This window comes from Arthrobacter sp. 2762 (assembly GCF_040548745.1).
Classification (GTDB): Bacteria; Actinomycetota; Actinomycetes; order Actinomycetales; family Micrococcaceae; genus Arthrobacter.
The window spans coordinates 1-17,543 of the sequence record NZ_JBEPSI010000021.1 but is presented as its reverse complement, the minus strand read 5'-3'; the positions used below and the strand labels follow the sequence as shown (position 1 = coordinate 17,543).

At 62.5% G+C, this 17,543-nt stretch carries 20 protein-coding genes; 16 read left to right on the top strand and 4 right to left on the bottom strand.

Going from position 1 to position 17,543, the window contains the following annotated elements:
- From ABIE18_RS21955 to ABIE18_RS21925, 7 genes are all read left to right on the top strand, one after another.
- A partial coding sequence (locus ABIE18_RS21955) for a lipoyl synthase (protein ID WP_499724631.1) occupies positions 1-522 on the top strand: 522 nt, incomplete at its 5' end.
- Positions 523-543: 21 nt separating this feature from the next.
- Positions 544-1,329, top strand: coding sequence for a methylenetetrahydrofolate reductase (locus tag ABIE18_RS21950; RefSeq protein ID WP_499724630.1), 786 nt, complete (start codon positions 544-546; stop codon positions 1,327-1,329).
- A 185-nt stretch (positions 1,330-1,514) separates the two neighbouring features.
- Positions 1,515-2,894 carry a serine/threonine-protein kinase gene (locus ABIE18_RS21945; RefSeq protein ID WP_499724629.1) on the top strand — a complete coding sequence of 460 codons (1,380 nt, stop codon included), beginning with the start codon at positions 1,515-1,517 and terminating at the stop codon, positions 2,892-2,894.
- 507 nt (positions 2,895-3,401) lie between these two features.
- Entirely contained in the window at positions 3,402-3,854 is a 453-nt protein-coding gene (locus tag ABIE18_RS21940; protein WP_499724628.1) for a hypothetical protein, read from the top strand.
- A gap of 90 nt (positions 3,855-3,944) precedes the next feature.
- Entirely contained in the window at positions 3,945-4,808 is an 864-nt protein-coding gene (locus tag ABIE18_RS21935) for a COG1470 family protein (protein ID WP_499724627.1), read from the top strand.
- Position 4,809: 1 nt separating this feature from the next.
- Positions 4,810-5,316 (top strand): hypothetical protein, encoded by a 507-nt coding sequence (locus ABIE18_RS21930; protein ID WP_499724626.1) that lies wholly within the window; start codon positions 4,810-4,812, stop codon positions 5,314-5,316.
- Positions 5,313-6,587, top strand: a complete 1,275-nt coding sequence (locus ABIE18_RS21925) for a hypothetical protein (protein ID WP_499724625.1) — start codon at positions 5,313-5,315, stop codon at positions 6,585-6,587. The genes ABIE18_RS21930 and ABIE18_RS21925 overlap by 4 nt, the downstream gene beginning before the upstream one ends.
- Before the next feature lie 52 nt (positions 6,588-6,639).
- On the opposite strand, the gene ABIE18_RS21920 is transcribed toward ABIE18_RS21925, so the two are convergent.
- On the bottom strand, positions 6,640-6,774 hold the full coding sequence (locus tag ABIE18_RS21920) for a hypothetical protein (RefSeq protein ID WP_499724624.1): 135 nt from the start codon (positions 6,772-6,774) through the stop codon (positions 6,640-6,642).
- Here ABIE18_RS21920 and ABIE18_RS21915 point away from each other — a divergent pair.
- The 3 genes from ABIE18_RS21915 to ABIE18_RS21905 all read left to right on the top strand — a co-directional run bounded on the left by ABIE18_RS21915 (position 6,767) and on the right by ABIE18_RS21905 (position 8,681).
- Positions 6,767-7,819 (top strand): FUSC family protein, encoded by a 1,053-nt coding sequence (locus ABIE18_RS21915; protein ID WP_499724623.1) that lies wholly within the window; start codon positions 6,767-6,769, stop codon positions 7,817-7,819. The two genes, ABIE18_RS21920 and ABIE18_RS21915, sit on opposite strands and share 8 nt — an antisense overlap.
- A 63-nt stretch (positions 7,820-7,882) precedes the next feature.
- Positions 7,883-8,284 (top strand): hypothetical protein, encoded by a 402-nt coding sequence (locus ABIE18_RS21910; RefSeq protein WP_499724622.1) that lies wholly within the window; start codon positions 7,883-7,885, stop codon positions 8,282-8,284.
- A gap of 136 nt (positions 8,285-8,420) precedes the next feature.
- On the top strand, positions 8,421-8,681 hold the full coding sequence (locus ABIE18_RS21905) for a GlsB/YeaQ/YmgE family stress response membrane protein (protein WP_499724621.1): 261 nt from the start codon (positions 8,421-8,423) through the stop codon (positions 8,679-8,681).
- Between the two features lie 60 nt (positions 8,682-8,741).
- Here the strand turns inward: ABIE18_RS21905 and ABIE18_RS21900 are convergent, their stop codons facing one another.
- Together ABIE18_RS21900 and ABIE18_RS21895 are read right to left on the bottom strand one after the other, a co-directional pair.
- Positions 8,742-9,536: a hypothetical protein gene (locus ABIE18_RS21900; protein ID WP_499724620.1), complete on the bottom strand. Its 795-nt coding sequence runs from the start codon at positions 9,534-9,536 to the stop codon at positions 8,742-8,744.
- Entirely contained in the window at positions 9,526-10,209 is a 684-nt protein-coding gene (locus ABIE18_RS21895; protein ID WP_499724619.1) for a helix-turn-helix domain-containing protein, read from the bottom strand. Before ABIE18_RS21895 ends, ABIE18_RS21900 begins: the two co-directional genes overlap by 11 nt.
- A gap of 162 nt (positions 10,210-10,371) precedes the next feature.
- On the opposite strand from ABIE18_RS21895, the gene ABIE18_RS21890 reads away from it, so the two are divergent.
- The 4 genes from ABIE18_RS21890 (at position 10,372) to ABIE18_RS21875 (ending at position 13,818) form a co-directional block, all read left to right on the top strand.
- Positions 10,372-11,604 (top strand): hypothetical protein, encoded by a 1,233-nt coding sequence (locus tag ABIE18_RS21890; protein WP_499724618.1) that lies wholly within the window; start codon positions 10,372-10,374, stop codon positions 11,602-11,604.
- Positions 11,605-11,837: 233 nt separating this feature from the next.
- On the top strand, positions 11,838-12,443 hold the full coding sequence (locus ABIE18_RS21885) for a TasA family protein (RefSeq protein ID WP_499720906.1): 606 nt from the start codon (positions 11,838-11,840) through the stop codon (positions 12,441-12,443).
- A 204-nt stretch (positions 12,444-12,647) separates the two neighbouring features.
- Positions 12,648-13,403, top strand: coding sequence for a signal peptidase I (locus ABIE18_RS21880; protein WP_499724617.1), 756 nt, complete (start codon positions 12,648-12,650; stop codon positions 13,401-13,403).
- Positions 13,396-13,818: an Hpt domain-containing protein gene (locus ABIE18_RS21875; RefSeq protein ID WP_499724616.1), complete on the top strand. Its 423-nt coding sequence runs from the start codon at positions 13,396-13,398 to the stop codon at positions 13,816-13,818. Before ABIE18_RS21880 ends, ABIE18_RS21875 begins: the two co-directional genes overlap by 8 nt.
- A 14-nt stretch (positions 13,819-13,832) precedes the next feature.
- On the opposite strand, the gene ABIE18_RS21870 is transcribed toward ABIE18_RS21875, so the two are convergent.
- Positions 13,833-15,101, bottom strand: a complete 1,269-nt coding sequence (locus ABIE18_RS21870) for an MFS transporter (RefSeq protein ID WP_499724615.1) — start codon at positions 15,099-15,101, stop codon at positions 13,833-13,835.
- 178 nt (positions 15,102-15,279) lie between these two features.
- Here ABIE18_RS21870 and ABIE18_RS21865 point away from each other — a divergent pair, with 178 nt between their 5' ends.
- Both ABIE18_RS21865 and ABIE18_RS21860 read left to right on the top strand, forming a co-directional pair.
- Entirely contained in the window at positions 15,280-16,020 is a 741-nt protein-coding gene (locus ABIE18_RS21865) for an IclR family transcriptional regulator (protein WP_499724614.1), read from the top strand.
- Between the two features lie 109 nt (positions 16,021-16,129).
- On the top strand, positions 16,130-17,317 hold the full coding sequence (locus ABIE18_RS21860) for a 4-hydroxybenzoate 3-monooxygenase (protein WP_499724613.1): 1,188 nt from the start codon (positions 16,130-16,132) through the stop codon (positions 17,315-17,317).
- Positions 17,318-17,543: the final 226 nt, after the last annotated feature.

The window sequence follows — 17,543 nt, the reverse complement described above, 5'->3', positions numbered from 1 at the left end:
CCGGAACACATCGCCGCGATCTGCGATTCCAAGCCCGAGGTGTTCGCGCACAACGTCGAGACCGTGCCCCGGATCTTCAAGCGGATCCGCCCGGCCTTCCGGTACGAACGCTCCCTGGATGTCATCACCCAGGGCCGGGACCTGGGCATGGTGACCAAGTCCAACCTGATCCTGGGCATGGGCGAAACCCGCGAGGAAATCTCCGAAGCCCTGCGGGACCTGCACGCGGCCGGGTGTGACCTGATCACGATCACCCAGTACCTGCGCCCCTCCGAACGGCACCTGCCCGTGGACCGGTGGGTCAAGCCCCAGGAATTCGTGGACCTCCAGCACGAGGCCGAAGAAATCGGGTTCCTCGGTGTCATGTCCGGACCCCTGGTCCGCTCCTCGTACCGGGCCGGACGCTTGTGGGCCACCGCAATGCGAAAGAAGGGCTGGGAAATCCCCGCCGCCCTGGCCCACATCGAGTCCTCCGGCACCACCCGCCAGGAAGCCTCCACCATCCTCGCCGCCCACGCCTAAACCCACATCAAAAGGACACGTATGCTTCCCCTCCGCGTTGAGATCATCCCGTCCGAGGGAATCGTGGACGTTGTCAGCAAGGCATTGCCGACGTCTGCCGCGATCAGCATTACCTGCCTTCCCAAGCACGGTGTCGGTGCCACGCTGCGGGCCGCCGTCCAGCTAAGGGAACTCGGCTATACGGTTGTTCCCCACCTTGCGGCGAAGGCTCTTGAAAGCCGCGCCGAACTATCCGCCATACTGGGTGACTGCTCGGCGTCGGGCATCACGGAAGTCTTCGCCATCGGTGGCGACGGGCAGCCTTCGGGTTCGTATTCCACAGGTGGGGAATTGCTGCGCGACATTGCCCAGATAACCTCCGGAGCGATGAGCGTTGGAGTGGCTGGGTACCCCGAAGGGCATCCGGATATCACCAGCCTGCACTTGGTTGATGCACTGCTGGAGAAGCAAGAGCACGCCAGCAAGATTGTCACGCAGATGTGTTTCTCGGCGGACAAGATCCATGACTACGTGGCCATGCTTCGCCGTGAGGGTGTACTCCTTCCAGTATGGGCCGGTGTGGCAGGGGCCGTGCCCAAGGTGAAGCTGGTCTCGCTTGCCACCAAGATTGGTGTTGGATCCTCCCTGAAATTCCTGAGCCGAAAAGGTCCGCTTGCGCGGCGGCTCCTGATCGGGGAACGGTACACGCCGGACGCGCTCATCGAGGAGCTCTCTGCCCGACCTGGGATAGAGGGAATTCAGCTCTACAGCTTCAATTCCTTGGAGGCACTCCCAACGCCGCAACCCGTCGTCGAACGGCTCCGGTAACCGGAGCTCCAGGTGCGAAATTCCCCCGATTTTTTCGGGAAAAGTAGTAGCAAACTTCATGGTTGGCAAGGTGGGCCAGAGGCTGTACGTTTGCAATAGCAAGGTTACTTTGCAACTGCATCGCGGCGCAGGATCAATTGGGGGTAAATCGGCGCAGCGCGCTTAGACGCAAGAGGTGTAGGGCCGTGAGGGCAGGCGGAGAAGCTTTCGTTGATCCAGCAGGCGGCGGGGACATTCTCAACGGCCGCTACCGGATTCTGGAGCTACTCGGACACGGGGCGATGTCCACGGTTTGCAAGGCCCGTGATGAAGTCCTACTGCGCGACGTTGCACTCAAGATCTTTTCGCCAGGCTCAGGCGACGAGGGCTTCGAAGAGCGTCAGCAGTCAGAGATGCGGTTGCTGGCAGGATTTGATCACCCCGGTTTGGTGCACATTTACGACGCCGGCGTGGACAACGGAACATCCGGCCCGCCGCAGGCATTCCTCGTCATGGAACTGGTTTCAGGCAATAATCTGCGGTCCGTGCTTGCTGAGGGGCCGCTCAGCCTCGGAGAAACCACGCACATTGGCCACGCCCTTGCAGGTGCCTTGGTGCAAGTTCACGGCAGCGGAGTGATTCATCGGGACATCAAGCCGGCCAACATCCTGGTTTCAGAGACTCCGGGACCCGATCGCATCGTGAAACTCGCCGACTTTGGCGTGGCCCGAATCTTGGAAGGCAGCCGCCTGACCGCCACCGGTATGACTGTGGGAACCGCCCAGTACCTCAGCCCGGAACAGGCCCTCGGCCGTCCCTTGACTCCTGCCAGCGACATCTACTCCCTCGGCCTGGTGCTCTTGGAGTGCCTCACTGGCAGGACCGAGTATCCCGGGACGCCAATAGAGTCCGCTGCGGCCCGTCTTCACCGTGCCCCCGTCATCCCTGAGCAGATCCATCACCCCATAGCCCAGCTGCTGAAGTCCATGACCGACCTCGAACCAGACAACAGGCCGACCGCTGCCGAGATCGAAGAATTCCTGGGTCGCCCTTGGCAAGAGGCCTATGCGCACCCAGCAGCTACGGCGCTTTTGCCGCCTCTGCCTGCCAGGGCGCCCGCCGTCGGGCCAACTACCGCAGTTGCCCCCAAGCTTCATGGAAGTGGGGGAAGGCGCAGGCTCGGGGCGTGGTTGATGGGCCTTCTTGCGGCAGCGCTGGCCGTCCCCCTCGCGGTGGCGTTGTCTGGGCAGGAGCCCTTGCCGGCAGACGTCACATCGCCATCTCCGGTTACCCAGGAATCGGGCCTTCCTTCGCCGGTTGGCACCCCTGCCCCAGTGGTGACTATTACCACTCCTGGGCCGGTGGAAACAGTTCTCATTCCAGGGCCGGTGCAAACCGTTCAGCTGCCTCCGTCGGACTCGGGCAGCGGGCAGGGAGATGCTCCGTCCTCAGAAGCCAGCCAGCAAAGCGTGCCAACTGAGGTTGCGCAGGAAACCGAATCACCGGCGGGTGAGGCCCAAGGGGGCGGCCAATCCGACCAAAGAGGCCAGGGAAACGAAAAAAGCAAGGGCAGGGGCCCCAACTGAAACGTCCCCGCAACGCGGGCAGTCAACCCCGAACATATTCGAACGCCAGCGCAGTTTTGGCTCAAGATGGGCACAATGTTGACGCATCCCGGCCAAACAGCGCCGTTTGCCTGGCAACTGCATTGGCTCCGATGCCCGGGGCATGCTCCCAAGGACTGAGTACACGTCGGGGCATAAAAATCGGGCATTTCTGGATGCATTCAATGAGGTCAGCATCCCTGGGTTTGCAAGGGAATCCCATCAACATGCAGCAGCGCCGGTGGTGCCAGCGGGCAGCTGGAACCTATCGGGCAACCAAGTAGTCGCTCTCGGCGGACTGAGTACTCGCCACCCGGTTCAGCGTATTCCTGACCCATTGGTCGGGCGGAAAAGAGGCGTACACCCAAGAGTAGCCACGGTGCCACTGCTGGCTGAACTATTGGGGCATCGCTTCATCCGTCGGAAACGGTCGGGTGCTGGGGGTTGCGATGCGACTCCCCGGGAACAGATCAACCAAGGAGTCATACCATGCGCAAGCTTTCCAAGAAGAGCCGGATCACCGCCACCGTTGCAGGCGTGGCATTGGTAGCCGTAGGTGGCGGAGCTGCCTACGCCTACTGGACCACCACCGGATCAGGCAGCGGCTCAGCCGCCAACTCAGCCGGAGGCGGAACTGTCACGCTTCACGCCACGTTCAATGCCGGCCTGGCACCGGGCAACCAAACTGCAGTGGCCTACACGGCGGACAACTCGACGACGTCCAGCACTGTCGTTGGAGCCCTGTCGGCAAATGTGACCACCAGCGATCCCGGCTGTCTCCCGGCCTGGTTTGAGGTAACTGCCGTGACGAGCAACTCGACCGTCGCCGCCACCTCCACGGGAACTTCGGTTGGCAGCGGGGTCCTGAAGTTCAACGACAGCACGGCCAACCAGGACGCCTGCAAGTCCGCGACCGTCACGGTCAACGTCTCCAGCCAGTAGCGCGTGCATGCCGGGGACCACCTTGCGAGTGGTGGTCCCCGGCTTCCGCATTCTTCCCACCTGAAACGCTTCCGTCCGAAAAGAGCTTCCATGGACCACCGGCCAGAGCGCACCGCGCCATTCCGTCGAGCTGGAGTACCGCTCCGAGCGCTGTTGCTTGCGCTCGTCGTGGCCCTGGTACCGGTGGCGACTCTCGCCGCAAGTGGTGGGCAAAGCGCGACGTCGGTAAATACGGCGAAGGCAGCCAAGGGGATTACGGTTGCGTTGTCCCCCTCGAACCGCAGCCTGGATCAGGGGCAGTCCACCACCTTTGCGGTGTCCGCCACCTCCACGGGCGGTTTCACCGGACCAGTGACGTTCACCGTTACGGGTCTTCCGGCTGGAGCGACAGCCGCGTGGTCGCCGCCGTCGGTGGCTCTGGGATCCGGCAGCACCGCGCAGGTGACGTTGACCGTCGCCACATCCCCCACCACGACGGTAGGCAAGTTCGACTTCACCGTGAAGGGAGCCAGCGGCACAGCCCAAAACGCGGTCCAATCGAATGCGGCGCCGGGGCAGTTGCAGGTTCAGGAAGTCAAACGGACCTTCGGCGTGACGGGATCACTGACTGGCCTGCTGGCGCCAGGGGTATCGCGGGCAGTGGAGCTGCGGATTTCCAACCCCGAGAACAAGAGCATCGCCATCACCAACCTGACGGTTGCGATTGCACAGGTGGTGCGGACGCCGGCAGCGGTGGCCGCCAACCTCCCCTGCAGCAGCGCTGACTACCAAATCACCCAATTCACCGGAACGTACCCGTTCAGCGCTCCTCCCGGGCCCAGCTCGCTCACCTCGTTGGGGGTGCCCCAAAGCAAATGGCCGCAAGTGAGGATGCTGGACACGTTGCAGCTCCAGGACGGTTGCAAAGGCGCGACCCTCCAACTCACCTTCTCCGGGACGGGACAGGCGAACTGACATGAAAACGCTCAGCCGGAACCCCCGTAGCGGACGGATCGCCCGCACCACTGCTGCCACAGTGGCCCTCTGCATCCTGGGCGGAGCAGGGACCGCCTACGCCTATTGGGCTACCACCGGAATCGGCAGCGGTTCGGCGACCAACGGGACCATGCAAACCGTGACCGTGGATGCGCTCATCCCGGGGGACACGCTGCAGACCAGCCTCGTTCCCGGCGGAACAGCCGACGTCATTCTCCGGGCCACCAACCCCAATCCGCACGCTGTGAGCATCTACGGATTTACCGCCAACGGTGCTGTTACCGCCGATGCCGCGCATCCCGGCTGCACCACCACCGGCGTGACGTTCACACCCCCAGCTTCGCCGTTGTCCCAGCCCGTAACCATTCAGGCAAATACGTCCATCTTGCTGACGCTGCCGGACGCAGCCAGTATGAGCGCGGCTTCACTTTCGGCCTGCCAAGGTGCCCAATTCAACGTCCCCGTCACGCTGGAGGTACGGAAGTGAGCCCGCTTCGTCAGTCCGCTGCTTCATCGTCCTCAACGCGGGTGACGATGGGCGCCTGGAACCGCGCCCTCGTGATCGTTCTCGGGATCCTTCTCGTCTCCTGGGGCGGACCCGCTGCCAGTGCTTTCTGGAGTTCTGTCAACAGCGGCTTCGGTGCGGCCAAGGCCGACGCCGTCGCCCAGGGCGCCCTGCCCACTACCTCGGTTTCCGGAGCCAGCGTGACAGTCACTTGGGCAGCGAGCACGACGGCGGCAGGCCGGTCAGTGACCGGGTACAGCATCGTCCGCTACCCCTCAGCGACCGGCGGTACAGCGGTAGCGGCGACCGGAACCTGCGCAGGAACAGTGGCGGCACTGAGCTGCGTGGATACCGGTGTCACCACTGGGAACTGGTACTACACGGTGACGCCCAAACTCTCTCAGTGGCAGGGCGCTGAAAGCACACGGAGCGCAGTTGCCGCAGTGGACGCCACCCCGCCGCTCGCCCCGTCCGTGACGGCGCCAACATATGTCCACAGCGGAAACGTGAGCGCCGTTCCAGTCAGCGGCACAGCAGAGGCCTTGTCATCGGTGGCTCTGACCGTTACGGGCACTGGAGCTCTGCCCCTGACCCAGACCGTCAGCGCCAACAGCTCCGGCAACTGGACAGCGACCCCCATGAACATGACCGCTTTCAGCCCAGGGACCATTAACTACTCCGCACAGGCAACCGACGCCGCAGGTAACACTGGTCCTGCGGGAACGGCTTCGTCCATCAAGGACGTGAGCTCGCCAACGGTGACGGGGGTCCAACTGAACAATGGTGGTGCGACCCTCGGCAAGGTGGAGAAGGGCGATTCGGTGACGATAACGTTCTCGGAACCCATCAATCCGACCACCGTCTGCAGCGCCTGGGCCAACAATGCCACCAACGTGCAGACCCAAGCCGGGAACAACGCGGATAACGTGATAGTCAACGTAAGCTCCACCAACATACTGACTGTAACCGGGGCTGGGTGCACAACCCTCAGGGTCGGCAGTGTTGCACTGGGCGGCAACTACACGGCCTCCGCACTCAGCTTTAGTGGTAATGGCGGTAACGCCTCCAGCCTGAGCTGGAATCCGACGGCACGAACGCTAACCATCACCCTGGGTAGCGGAACCGCCGGGGCCAACACGGTGTCCACGTCCCCCGCGCCCATCCCAAGCTACACTCCGGCATCCGGCATCACGGATATGGCGAGCAACCCGCTGTCGACGAGCACAGTGTCAGGGGCAACCTCCCGCTTCTAGAGACAAGTAGTGCGCAACTGATAGTGCCCCTTATTCCTCGTGATAAGGGGCACTATCTGTCCACAAACCCGGAGTAGTCCAGGGCCCGGAGCGTAGCCTTGAAGCGGACGCCAGCGCCGCCGTCGTACGTTTTGATCCTGCGACGAAAGGCGAACCACCCCTTGAAGGCTGTAACGGAAATGTTCACGATGGGTCCAGGAAACAAGGACCATCACCCGGCTCTCCGTTGCGCTGTAGGTGTCTTTGTCCCGTTGATTACGCTGACACTGATGGGGCGGCTGGACCTGGCCGTGTTTGCCTCGTTCGGTGCATTTACTGGCATTTATGGCCGCAATGAACCACATAGCGTGCGCTTCCGAAGCCAAGTGCGTGCCGGTAGTTTCATGCTGCTGATCATGTTGCTGGCCACCCTCATGGCTCGAGTGGCCCAAGTTACTGGAATCGATGGCGCCGCCTATTCGTGGCTGCTGACTGCTGCTACCACTCTCGTGGCGGGCGGGTGTTCGGTGGTGGTCGCGGCCTGGAGGCTAAGGCCTGGCGGGTCCCTCTTTCACATCTTCGCCTTCGCTGCAATCGCATCCATCCAGGCGCAGCCTCCGCTGTGGGAGGCCATGCTGGTCGCGGTTGGGACTACCCTGTTCTGCCTGTTGGTCGGCATGTCGTCCCGGGTGCTCAAAACTCACAGGACCCCATGGAAACGGCCGCCGCGCATCCGCCACACTACCCTCGAGCGGCGGGCGATCTGGTTGGAAGGTGGCGGATACCTGATTGCTGCAGGCCTTGCTGGGGCCATCGCGACGCTGGTGGGGGAGCGGCTCGGTTTCGGCCACACGTACTGGGCCATGGTTGCGGCAGTGGTTCCATTGGTGGGGCATTCGACGCGCCACCGCGTGAGCCGTGGCATGCAAAGAATCGCCGGAACGGTAATGGGATTGGTGCTGCTTGCCGGCATCCTCTGGCTCAATCCGGCGCCGTGGGCCATGGTCCTGATAATTGCAGCTTGCCAGTTCGGCGCTGAAATGTTCATCGCCCGGCAGTACCTTGTGGCGCAGATCTTCGTGACGCCGCTTGCCCTGATCGCCACTTTGCTGGCAGCCCCTGTTGATCCCGGCTTGCTCCTGCGGGACCGCATCATCGAAACGGTGATCGGGGCCGCCGTCGGCGTTGCGGTCGTGGTAGCCCCCGCTCTTTGGCGCCGTGTCCGGGCAACATCCCTGGGTGGTTGGACTTAAATCGTAAGTACACATATAACTAGATAGCCAAGATAGCTACTAGGGAATGTGTGGGAGAAGACGATGACAGTCGCGCTGCGTGAACCAAGCTCCACACCAGTGGCTGAGAACACCGTAGACGCTGCGGTGGAACAGGATCTCCCGGTGGGGCCCGTCCACTGTGGTTCGCACATGGCCATCTCCGCAGGACCCGGCTACGACTCCATGCACTGGATCACAGTGGAACCAATATGGCCGGAGTGGGCTTGCAGTTGCGGATTCAGAATGGACATTGACGCCTTGGATCCCGTGAGCGGCGTCTGGGCCGCGGCTCTTCGCCGCCAAAGCCTTCAGCATGAGCTGGCTATCTCCCAGAGCACCCTCGCCCTGGCCTTCAAGAAGGCCGTCGACGCCGGAGTCGACCCCCGCGCCCTTGCCGACGTAGCCGGACTGCCGGTTGGAGAGATCGAATCCCTCCTTCAGTAACAGGGAAGCCCTAAACCGTCTGCCCGCCCAGTTGTCGGGATAGTTCGCCGCACAAGCGGGCAGCCAGCAATCAGGCCGATGGCGGCACCAAGTATTGGTGCTGGACTGAGGCCTACGTACGAGAAGAGGGAAACACATGGGAATCATTGGTTGGATCATTTTGGGTTTGATTGCAGGAGCCATCGCCAAGGCCATCATGCCTGGCAAGCAGGGAGGCGGCTGGATCGCGACACTCCTGCTGGGAATCGTTGGCGCCGTGCTCGGTGGCTGGATCGGTAGTGCCATCTTCAAGGTTGGCATCAACGAATTCTGGTCGATCTACACGTGGTTGCTCGCAATCGGAGGTGCGCTGATCGTACTGGTCATCTGGGGATTGGTCACGCGCAGGAAGGCTTGATGCATCGAGCTCCCGGAGGCCCTGACGCTAACGCGTCGGGGCCTCCGTCGTCGGCGCTACCTACCCCAGGCGCCTAACAGGGAGGCGGTCGGGATTGGCGCAGAGCACCGCAAGGTTGCTGATTGCCCGTGCCCTATCGCCGCGGTCAAGGACCTTCCAGGATTCATGGTTGGGATCGGCGAGGGCGCGGTTGAGCGCAAGAATCCGCGAGCGATCACTGCCTCCCATGTCAGCCACAAGCTGCAAGGGGCCGCTAATGGTTGCCAATAGCGTGGCCGCGTCATCGAGGTGCCGGCCCGTGTCCCGTGAATCCTCCTGATACGCGGCGCCTTTGAGGACTAATGCCCCAAGCGCATTCGGGATGCTGATCGACACCGCTTCCCCATGGTCCGCGAGGACCCTGCAGTTCACAGTCCGCCGGAGGGCTTGGGTCCCACCCGTCACTTGAAAGACTTTGCGGCCTCCTATGCGGGGGATCAACCTAGGCGCAAGGTGATCAGCGACCATGACGTCGATCTGCTCATGACCGCGAAGGAAACGATGTGCGGGGATATCGTCATCGATGGACGGGCGGAGCGCGTAACCGAGCGAACGGAGCACTGACGCGACACCAGGCATGGTTGCAGCGCCCGTTTCCATGTGAAGGACGATGTCGACGTCGGCCGTCGGTCGGGAAACGGACAGGCCAGCCACGGCGGAGTGCAGTTGGACCATAAGTCCCCCGACCAGCGTCCACTGATCAGACGGCAAAGCGCGGGCTAGTTCAGCGCACTGGGGCCACGGCCGACCCCAACCACCCGCGGGCGGCGAAGCCTCCCACAGCACTCGTTTCGTCACGCCATGGTCATCGTTCACTAAGCAGCTCCTCAAGAACACGGAGTCCAGCGCTGCGCTCGCGGGTCGCCGGGGACTCCATCAGGTCCAAAGCAATTGCAGCCAGCGGGACTCCGTCTGTAAACGCCTGGCTTGTGGCGACTTCCCGCAGCACTACATTGCCCTCCCGGTCGTCGATTAGTCCGTACGCTGCTTTAAGTGCCCCCGCATCGCCGGATATGACGTAACCATCCACAATTCCCGCGCCGCCGGTGAGGCCAAAGCGTTCTGCAATTTTGTGGTCTGCTATGGCAGAGGCGCCGGTGGCAAGCACATGATCCCTTAGCCGTTGGACGACATCGGCCGTGCCTCTATATCGATGCACGGCCGCCCGCCCGCGCGCCAGAATCGGCAACTCAGCGGGTTCCATACTGTTCAGTTTGCGTCGCAGCCGGGACAGCTGGGCGGAGCCGGCCCACTCCACCTTGTTGTCCCCGGAAAGCAGGAGGAGCGCTGCCCAGGCGTTGGCTTCAGTCCACGGCCGCCCATGACGTGTGCCGACCCGGACCAATTGCTCCACAGAATCGGCGTCCACCAAGATGGCCCGGCCAACGACACCTGAGCTGGTAAGTTGACCGGTGCCGATCAACTTACGGACAGCTACCTGCGTAACGCCCAATCGAGCGGCGGCTTGGGCAGTAGTTACCTGGCTCATGCACTAACGTTCTCTCGAAGAAACGTTGGAGTCAATGGGAACTGCGCCATCTGCAGCCTGTTCGGTCACAAATCCCCCGCAACAACACGAATGGGGCCGCTCTGAAAGCTCGGATACGCTGCTTTCGAGTTACACCACATCGCACGCTAAGGGTTATCAACGATGCTTACCTCAGCTGTCGACGGCGCGCCCCGCCGTCGGCCGGATCCTGCCCCGAAGAAGACTGCAACTGAGTTCGGCGCCGCTGGGACAGCGTTGGGCGCGTTGGCTTCGGTCATCCTCGCAGGAGTGCTCGCACTTGTCCTCCACACGCTCGCGCAGCAATCGCCGCGGCTCGGCCCTGCCTTTGAAGGCTGGGCTGCATCAGTCACCAACTCTCCTTTCGCAGCGGTCCGGTGGTTCCTTGGCGACATGACTGAGCCCCTGTTCTACAAATCAGAGCTGGCAGCATGCGGGTTGCTTACAGGGGCTCTGTTGGCGTGGTGGGCTGGCCGGAGGGGCAGGAACTGGGCCGGCCAGCTGACGTATGGCACCAGCCTGTGGCCGTGGGTGCTGGCCTCGGCGTCGTTCAGTCTGCTGTTGTCCAACGCAGTTTTCGGCCGGATGCTCGACGACGGATGGCAGCCCACTTTTGTGCCTTTCGTTTGCGTGGCCCCGGCCATGGTCCTGATGTATGGACCCGGTTGGCGGACCTGTGTGACCGGAGCTGTGCTCGGCGCCTTCACCATCACCCCCTGTGCGTTGTTGCTGATCCCAACGGTCACCGCGCCGCTGGGATTGCCGCCCGTCGTGGCGAACGTCCTCGCGATGTCGCTGGGCTCAATACTGGCTTTCCTCATTGCCCGGCAATTGCCCTGGCTTGTCCTACGCAAACCGGCTCCGCAGCCGCAACCCATCCAGCCGCCGTCGGGCGTTAACCCTGTTTTTAAGGACGCCATGTGGGCGGCGCGCCGGGTCCTCTCCGACTTCACCGAGACCCAATTCTTCGCCAACGAGCTCGCCAGTGCGGGCATGATCCTTGGCGTCGCGACCGCATTCTTGGTGAATCCTGCGCTGCCCGCGTACGGTTCCAACCTGGTTCCACATATCCTGTTTGCGCAGGCCCTCACCTCGGCCATCGGCGTGGTTCTTTGGCGGGGCTGGTTCAGTAAGGGTGGGTGGGCGGCCACCTACGCGTCGCTCGTCTCAGTGGCGCCGGCCGCCGTGCTCGCTTACGACGGCTCGTGGTGGAGCATCATCGGCGGTGCATTGCTTGGAGCGGTGCTTGCTCCTCCCATCGCCAGAGCTATCTCGGCCCGGCTACTGGAGGGCTTCCACCCGGTGATCGGTAACACCGCGGCCATGGCCATTTCGACGGCGGTCACCCTTCCGATCCTGGGGCTGCTGCCCCACTGACTGCCATTGGCCTGTCGTTACAGGATTATCAGGTGCTTATCATCAGTCCAGAGCGCCGCTTCCTGCGGTTGGGAATGGAACAGGATTCTTGATCTTTTCCTGAGCAAGTGTTGATGGATTGCAGGAGTGGTTCTTGATCCGGGCCCGGCACAGTGTTTCTTGTCAGCCACTCAGGGCCGGCAGATGAAACGGCCGGCCGGAAGCGGTGGCCTCCCGAAAGGACACTGATTCCCATGGCCATCAGCCTCAAGACCACCTCCGGCAAGGTCCTCGCTTCTGTCGCACTGCTCGGCACCGCAGCCGCCGTCGCCGGCATGGGAACCTACGGCGCGTTCACCTCCTCCACCTCGGCCAGCCAGCAAGTCACCGCCGGCACCGTCACCATCGCCCTGGGCACCGGCGCCAACAACACCCTCAATGTCCCCATCGCAGGCCTGCTGCCCGGAGACAAAGTCGAAAAGCTCGTCACCCTGGCCAACACCGGCAACTCGGACCTGAACAACGTCACCCTCACCACCACCGCCGGCGCCACCGCCTCGCTGCTCACCACCGACCCCACCAACGGCCTGCAGCTGACCATCGAGAACTGCTCCGTCGCCTGGACCGGCGCCGCAGCCCCCTACACCTGCACCGGCACCAAGACCACCGTCATGGCCGCCGCCCCGGTGATCACCGCGAACAAGGTCCTGAACAACCTGACCGCCCTGGCCCCGGCCAAAACCGACTACCTCAAAGTCACCACCGCGTTCCCCACCACCGCGAACGACACCTTCCAAGGCGCCACCAGCACCATCGCCTTCGCCTTCACCGGCACCCAACGCACCGAAACCACCAAGTAAGACCAGCGCTGTAACACCAGCCAAGTAGCACCACCTCAAAGAATCACCACAGAGCCCCGCCGGGCCTGGTCGGGCGCCCCCCTGCCCGATCAGGTCCGCCGGTATTTCCTGAGCCAGACTTGAGGATTTCCCGCAGGAAGCCTGAGCCAGATAGCCCAGACTTTCGATCAGAAGATAACCAACAACGGAAGGAACGCCAGGACCATGAGCGCACTGACCAGCATCAGCGGACCCGCCCTCAAGGGCCGGCGTTCAGCCGCAGACCCTGCGAACACGTCAATGACTTTAGAGACCGCCGAGGTGAAGCAGCCCGGAGCGGCACCGACGACGACCGCCGTCGAGACCCCTGCTCAAGTCGCCGGGACTCCAGCGAAAGCCGCCGCGGCACCAGGAGCGTTCCGCCGTATCGCTGCTAAGACGATGAAATTCCTCGCTTTTAGCATGCTGGCCACGGCGGCCTTGGTTTTCCTCTTCCTGGCGATCGGGCCGCGCATCCTGGGCTACCAAACCTCCACAATGCTGACAGGGTCGATGGCGCCGTTGATCAACCCGGGCGACGTCGTCGTCACCGTTCCGACGCCGATCACAGACATCAAGGTGGGCGACATCATCACCTACCACATTCCCGTGGAAGACCAGCGGGTGGAGACGCATCGCATCACTGAGATCACCACAACAGCCGATGGCGGCGTGGCCGTCCAGACCACGGGCGACGCTAATAATGGCATAGATCCGTGGATCGCCACCCTGCAGGGCAAAACCGTGGATAAGCAGATCGCGACCATCCCTTACGTCGGGAATGCCATCCGCGCCCTCCGCGAACCACTCGTCCTGAACATCCTGATGTACGGGGCACCCGGGATCCTGGTCATCGGGATGCTCTCCTCCATCTGGCGCAGGGACCCCAGCAAACCGACGCCGGAAGATGCCGCGCAGACACAAGCAGCCAGCCATGACTGACGAGGCAGACGGTCAGGTTCCGGCTCTGGAACCGTGCAGGTTGCAGGCCTTGGCCGATGAGATGGGAGACCCCACCCCAGCCTTGCGTTTTCTCTCCACTTACCTTTCGATGTTGCCGGGCAGGCTGCTGAGGATCTCCAACGGCCTCTGCCAACACGACGCCGATGCCAGCATGGATGCTGTGCTGAGCCTCAAGATCTCCTCGGCAATGGTGGGCGCGCTTGAGACCGAGGACCAGTGCAAGGCCATCGAGTCGATGATCCGCGAGGAACACTTCGACTACGCCGTCCAGGCACTTCCGGCGCTCCGGCAATACACCGATCGCTGCTACGCGGCCGGACCGCAGCTGTTGGGCAAGGCCCGCGAGTCGCTTCACCCGCAGCCCGGAAAGTTGGACGGCCAGCGGAGCACTTAGCGTCGTGCCGGCGGTTACCGTTCGCCCGCCGGAACGGGCTCGGGACTTTTGACCAGAGGGGGCACCAGGAACAGCGCTGCTACAGCCAAGAGTCCCGCTGCGGCGAACACATAGAAGCCGGCGGGATAGGCAATGTTTGCGGCCACCAGGGTTCCAGTTACGGCAGGACCAACGATGGCGCCAAGGCGTCCGACGCCGGCAGCGAACCCGAGTGCCGTTCCCCGGAGTCGCGCCGGAAACAGCTGACTGACCCATGCGTAAACCAGAACCTGCGAGCTGAAGACGAAGATGCCGGTGACAAACACCGCGGCGTTGAGCAGGAACTCACTCTGGATCTTCACGCTGAGGACGGCCAGGAACACTGCTGAAAGGCCGAACCACAGCAGCACTATCTTCTTGGTTCCATGCCGATCGGCAAGAATTCCGGCCAAAACCAGCCCGGCCACGGCGCCGAGGTTGAGGACCAGCAGCAGCGTCAGGCCCGTGCTCACGGTGTAGCCCGCGGCTGCCATCAACTGCGGCAACCAGGTGTTCAAGCCATAAACCAGCAACAATCCCATAAACGACGCGATGCCAATTCCCACGGCCACCAGCGGATACGGCTTCTGCAGGAGGTCGCGGAACCCGGTCTTTTGCTTGGCGTCTGTGGAATGCACGACGCCGGGAGCCGCCTTTGTTGTTTCGTTCACCTTCACGGGTGCTGCTTCGGGGAGCGACTCTGGCAGTTTCGCCCACAGGAATGGCAGGAGTACCAGCCCGGCAATGCCGCCAATGATAAACATAAGGCGCCAGTTGGGGACCACAAGGATGGCCAGGAACGCTGTCGCCACAGCACCTACGTGGTAGCCGGTCATTGTTCGCGTGGTCGACTTTCCGGCTGATCCTGCCGGTGCGTAATCGTTCATATACGCAAGGGCGGCGGGAAGGCAAGCGCCCAGACCAAGGCCTGCCAGCAGGCGCAGTATCGAGAAGACGGCTACGTTGGGGGCGAAAGCCACACCGATCGTAAAGAGTGAGAAGCCGGCTACGCAGGCGATCAACAGCTTCCGCCGGCCGAACTTGTCGGACAGCGGGGCGATACAGAGTGCGCCGAGTCCCACGCCTACCAAGGAGATAGTGGCAGCGAAGGTAGCTCCAACGGCATCAAAGCCTATGTCACCGGTCTTGATGAGCGTTGGGATGACCGTCCCCAGGACCACCAGGTCGAAGCCGTCCAAGACCATGGCTAACCAACACAACCAGACTGGCCATTGTGAGCGGCGGGCAGATGTCATCGTTGGCATAGTGTCCTCGGGTGTTCTTCTTTGAGAGTGGATGTGGCCAGCAGAACGGCCGGTCGGTTATGAGAGTTGTATCACCGGCAGGAGTAACCTGAGGCACGTTCTACCATTGAATGGAAGGTGCACTGCGGCGTCTGGTGGAAGAGGCGTCTGGTACAGGAACGGCAGCAAGGAGCGCATCGTGGCCAACTCAGCATCCGGTGACTCCGTGGTGGATCGCGTAGTTCGGGTTATTGAGGCCTTTCCCGAAGGCGCCACCTCGCTGCAACTGACCGAACTCGCCGGCAGGTCCGGCCTCCCGCTGTCGTCCGCCCACCGACTGGTTCGGCAACTCTCCGAGCATGGCTTGCTGGAACTGGGTGTTGGCGGCAACGTTCGGCTGGGGCTCCGATTGTGGGAACTCGTTAACAGAAATTCGCCCACGCTCGCACTCCGTCAAGCGGCCATGCCCTTCATGGAGGATATTCAGCAAGTCTTGAACCAGAACGTGAACCTGGCTGTGCTTGAAGGGTGGGAGGCGCTGTTCGTGGAGCGACTTTCACGCCGCGGCTCAGTTGCCAACCGTGCACGCGTTGCCGGTCGCATGCCGGTCCACATTTCCTCCGCCGGCCTGGCGCTGATGGCACACCAGTCCCGGGAATTGCAGGCGGAGTACCTCCAACAGTTCCACGACCCGGAAGGAAAGGTGACTTCCGACGTCGTACGCCACCTGTTGGCTGAGGCTGCGCAGCTGGGCTATGCGCAGCTCGCTGGCGTCGTTGATCCGGACACCTGGGGCATCGCCGTGCCCGTGATGAACGGGAAGCGGCGAGCGGTCGCGGCCCTTGGCGTGGTGGTGCCCTTGGCGGAGATGCGCCTGCAGGCCCTTGTTCCGGCGTTACAGACCGCTGCGCGGGGGATAGGCCGCCAACTTAGGGATTGATGTGGCTTTCCGTTCAACGGAATTCATGTAACACCGGTCACGTAGCAGCCGCCACACTGATTCCAAGCTCATCCCGTCCCAGCGGGACCGCAACGAAGCGAGGAACACAATGGCACGTACTACCGTCACCACTCAAGTCGCCATCATGGGTGCAGGACCCGCAGGGCTCATGCTCTCCCACTTGCTGGCCAAGCAAGGCATCGCGTCCGTGGTGGTGGAGGTCCGCAGCCGCGAACAAATCCATCAAACTGTTCGCGCAGGCATCCTGGAGCACGGCACTGTCAACCTGCTGGTGGACTCCGGCGTTTCAGACCGGGTGCTGCGCGAAGGCGACCGGCACGATGGCATCGAGTTGCGGTTCAATGGCGAAAGCCACCGCATCAACTTCAAGGAGCTGGTTGGTGAGTCCGTTTGGTTGTACCCGCAAACGGACGTTTTCGCTGACCTCGCTGCGCGACGCGAGGCCGACGGCGGCGACGTTCGCTACAGCGTCACGGACACCACTGTTCACGATCTCGAGGGCAAACCGAAGGTCTGGTTCACCGATTCCGACGGGCAGGAGTTCGAGATCCAGGCCGACTTCCTCGTTGGCGCTGACGGGTCGCGCAGCCACTGCCGCTTCCAGATCCCCGAAGCCAACCGAAAGTGGTTCTTCCATGAATACCCGTTCGCCTGGTTCGGTATCCTGGCCCAGGCTCCACGAAGCTCCGACGAACTGATCTATGCCAACTCCGAGCACGGTTTCGCCTTGATCAGCCAGAGGACCGAGACAGTGCAGCGCATGTACTTCCAGTGCGATCCCAAGGAAAACGTGGCCGACTGGGACGACGAACGCATCTGGTCCGAGTTCCGCAACCGCGTAAACGGCAACGGATTTGAGCTCAACGAAGGCCCTGTCCTGGAAAAGATGGTTCTGCCGTTCCGAAGCTTCGTTCACACTCCGATGCGCCACGGCAATCTTTTCCTTGCCGGGGATGCCGCACACACTGTTCCGCCCACCGGCGCCAAGGGCCTTAACCTCGCGATACACGACGTGAAGGTGTTGTTCGAAGGCTTCCACTCCTTCTACTCCAACGGTTCCACCACGCTGCTGGATTCCTACAGCGACCGCGCCCTGGACCGCGTTTGGAAGGCCCAGCATTTCTCTTACTGGATGACCTCCATGCTGCATACCGTTCCCGGCGCTGACGACTTTGACCGCGCCCGCCAGCTGGGCGAGCTGCACTCCGTGGTCTCGTCCGAGCATGCCAAGGCGTACCTGGCTGAGTCGTACACGGGCTGGCCGACGTCGCGGTAAGGCTTCGTCGCAGCTGAGTTTATGGTTGCGGGCTCAGCTTATCGTCGCGGCTCGGCTTACGGTCGGGGCGTAGTTTACGAGCGCTCGACGTCGGGCTGTCTCTTTGTAGCGAGGCGACCGGAACGCAATTGGCACCGGGGCACTCTTATGTTCGGAGGGGTGTGTGGTGGTGGTTGCGTCGTGGTGTTTGGTGGGGGTCGATGTGTGGTGGTGGGGTGAACCAGGG

Bases quoted from the DNA above. Each gene is read 5' to 3' on its own strand.
- ABIE18_RS21950 (WP_499724630.1), top strand. From the start codon at position 544: ATGCTTCCCCTCCGCGTTGAGATCATCCCGTCCGAGGGAATCGTGGAC.
- ABIE18_RS21940 (WP_499724628.1), top strand. From the start codon at position 3,402: ATGCGCAAGCTTTCCAAGAAGAGCCGGATCACCGCCACCGTTGCAGGC.
- ABIE18_RS21935 (WP_499724627.1), top strand. From the start codon at position 3,945: ATGGACCACCGGCCAGAGCGCACCGCGCCATTCCGTCGAGCTGGAGTA.
- ABIE18_RS21930 (WP_499724626.1), top strand. From the start codon at position 4,810: ATGAAAACGCTCAGCCGGAACCCCCGTAGCGGACGGATCGCCCGCACC.
- ABIE18_RS21915 (WP_499724623.1), top strand. From the start codon at position 6,767: ATGTTCACGATGGGTCCAGGAAACAAGGACCATCACCCGGCTCTCCGT.
- ABIE18_RS21910 (WP_499724622.1), top strand. From the start codon at position 7,883: ATGACAGTCGCGCTGCGTGAACCAAGCTCCACACCAGTGGCTGAGAAC.
- ABIE18_RS21905 (WP_499724621.1), top strand. From the start codon at position 8,421: ATGGGAATCATTGGTTGGATCATTTTGGGTTTGATTGCAGGAGCCATC.
- ABIE18_RS21895 (WP_499724619.1), bottom strand. From the start codon at position 10,209: ATGAGCCAGGTAACTACTGCCCAAGCCGCCGCTCGATTGGGCGTTACG.
- ABIE18_RS21890 (WP_499724618.1), top strand. From the start codon at position 10,372: ATGCTTACCTCAGCTGTCGACGGCGCGCCCCGCCGTCGGCCGGATCCT.
- ABIE18_RS21885 (WP_499720906.1), top strand. From the start codon at position 11,838: ATGGCCATCAGCCTCAAGACCACCTCCGGCAAGGTCCTCGCTTCTGTC.
- ABIE18_RS21880 (WP_499724617.1), top strand. From the start codon at position 12,648: ATGAGCGCACTGACCAGCATCAGCGGACCCGCCCTCAAGGGCCGGCGT.
- ABIE18_RS21875 (WP_499724616.1), top strand. From the start codon at position 13,396: ATGACTGACGAGGCAGACGGTCAGGTTCCGGCTCTGGAACCGTGCAGG.
- ABIE18_RS21870 (WP_499724615.1), bottom strand. From the start codon at position 15,101: ATGCCAACGATGACATCTGCCCGCCGCTCACAATGGCCAGTCTGGTTG.
- ABIE18_RS21860 (WP_499724613.1), top strand. From the start codon at position 16,130: ATGGCACGTACTACCGTCACCACTCAAGTCGCCATCATGGGTGCAGGA.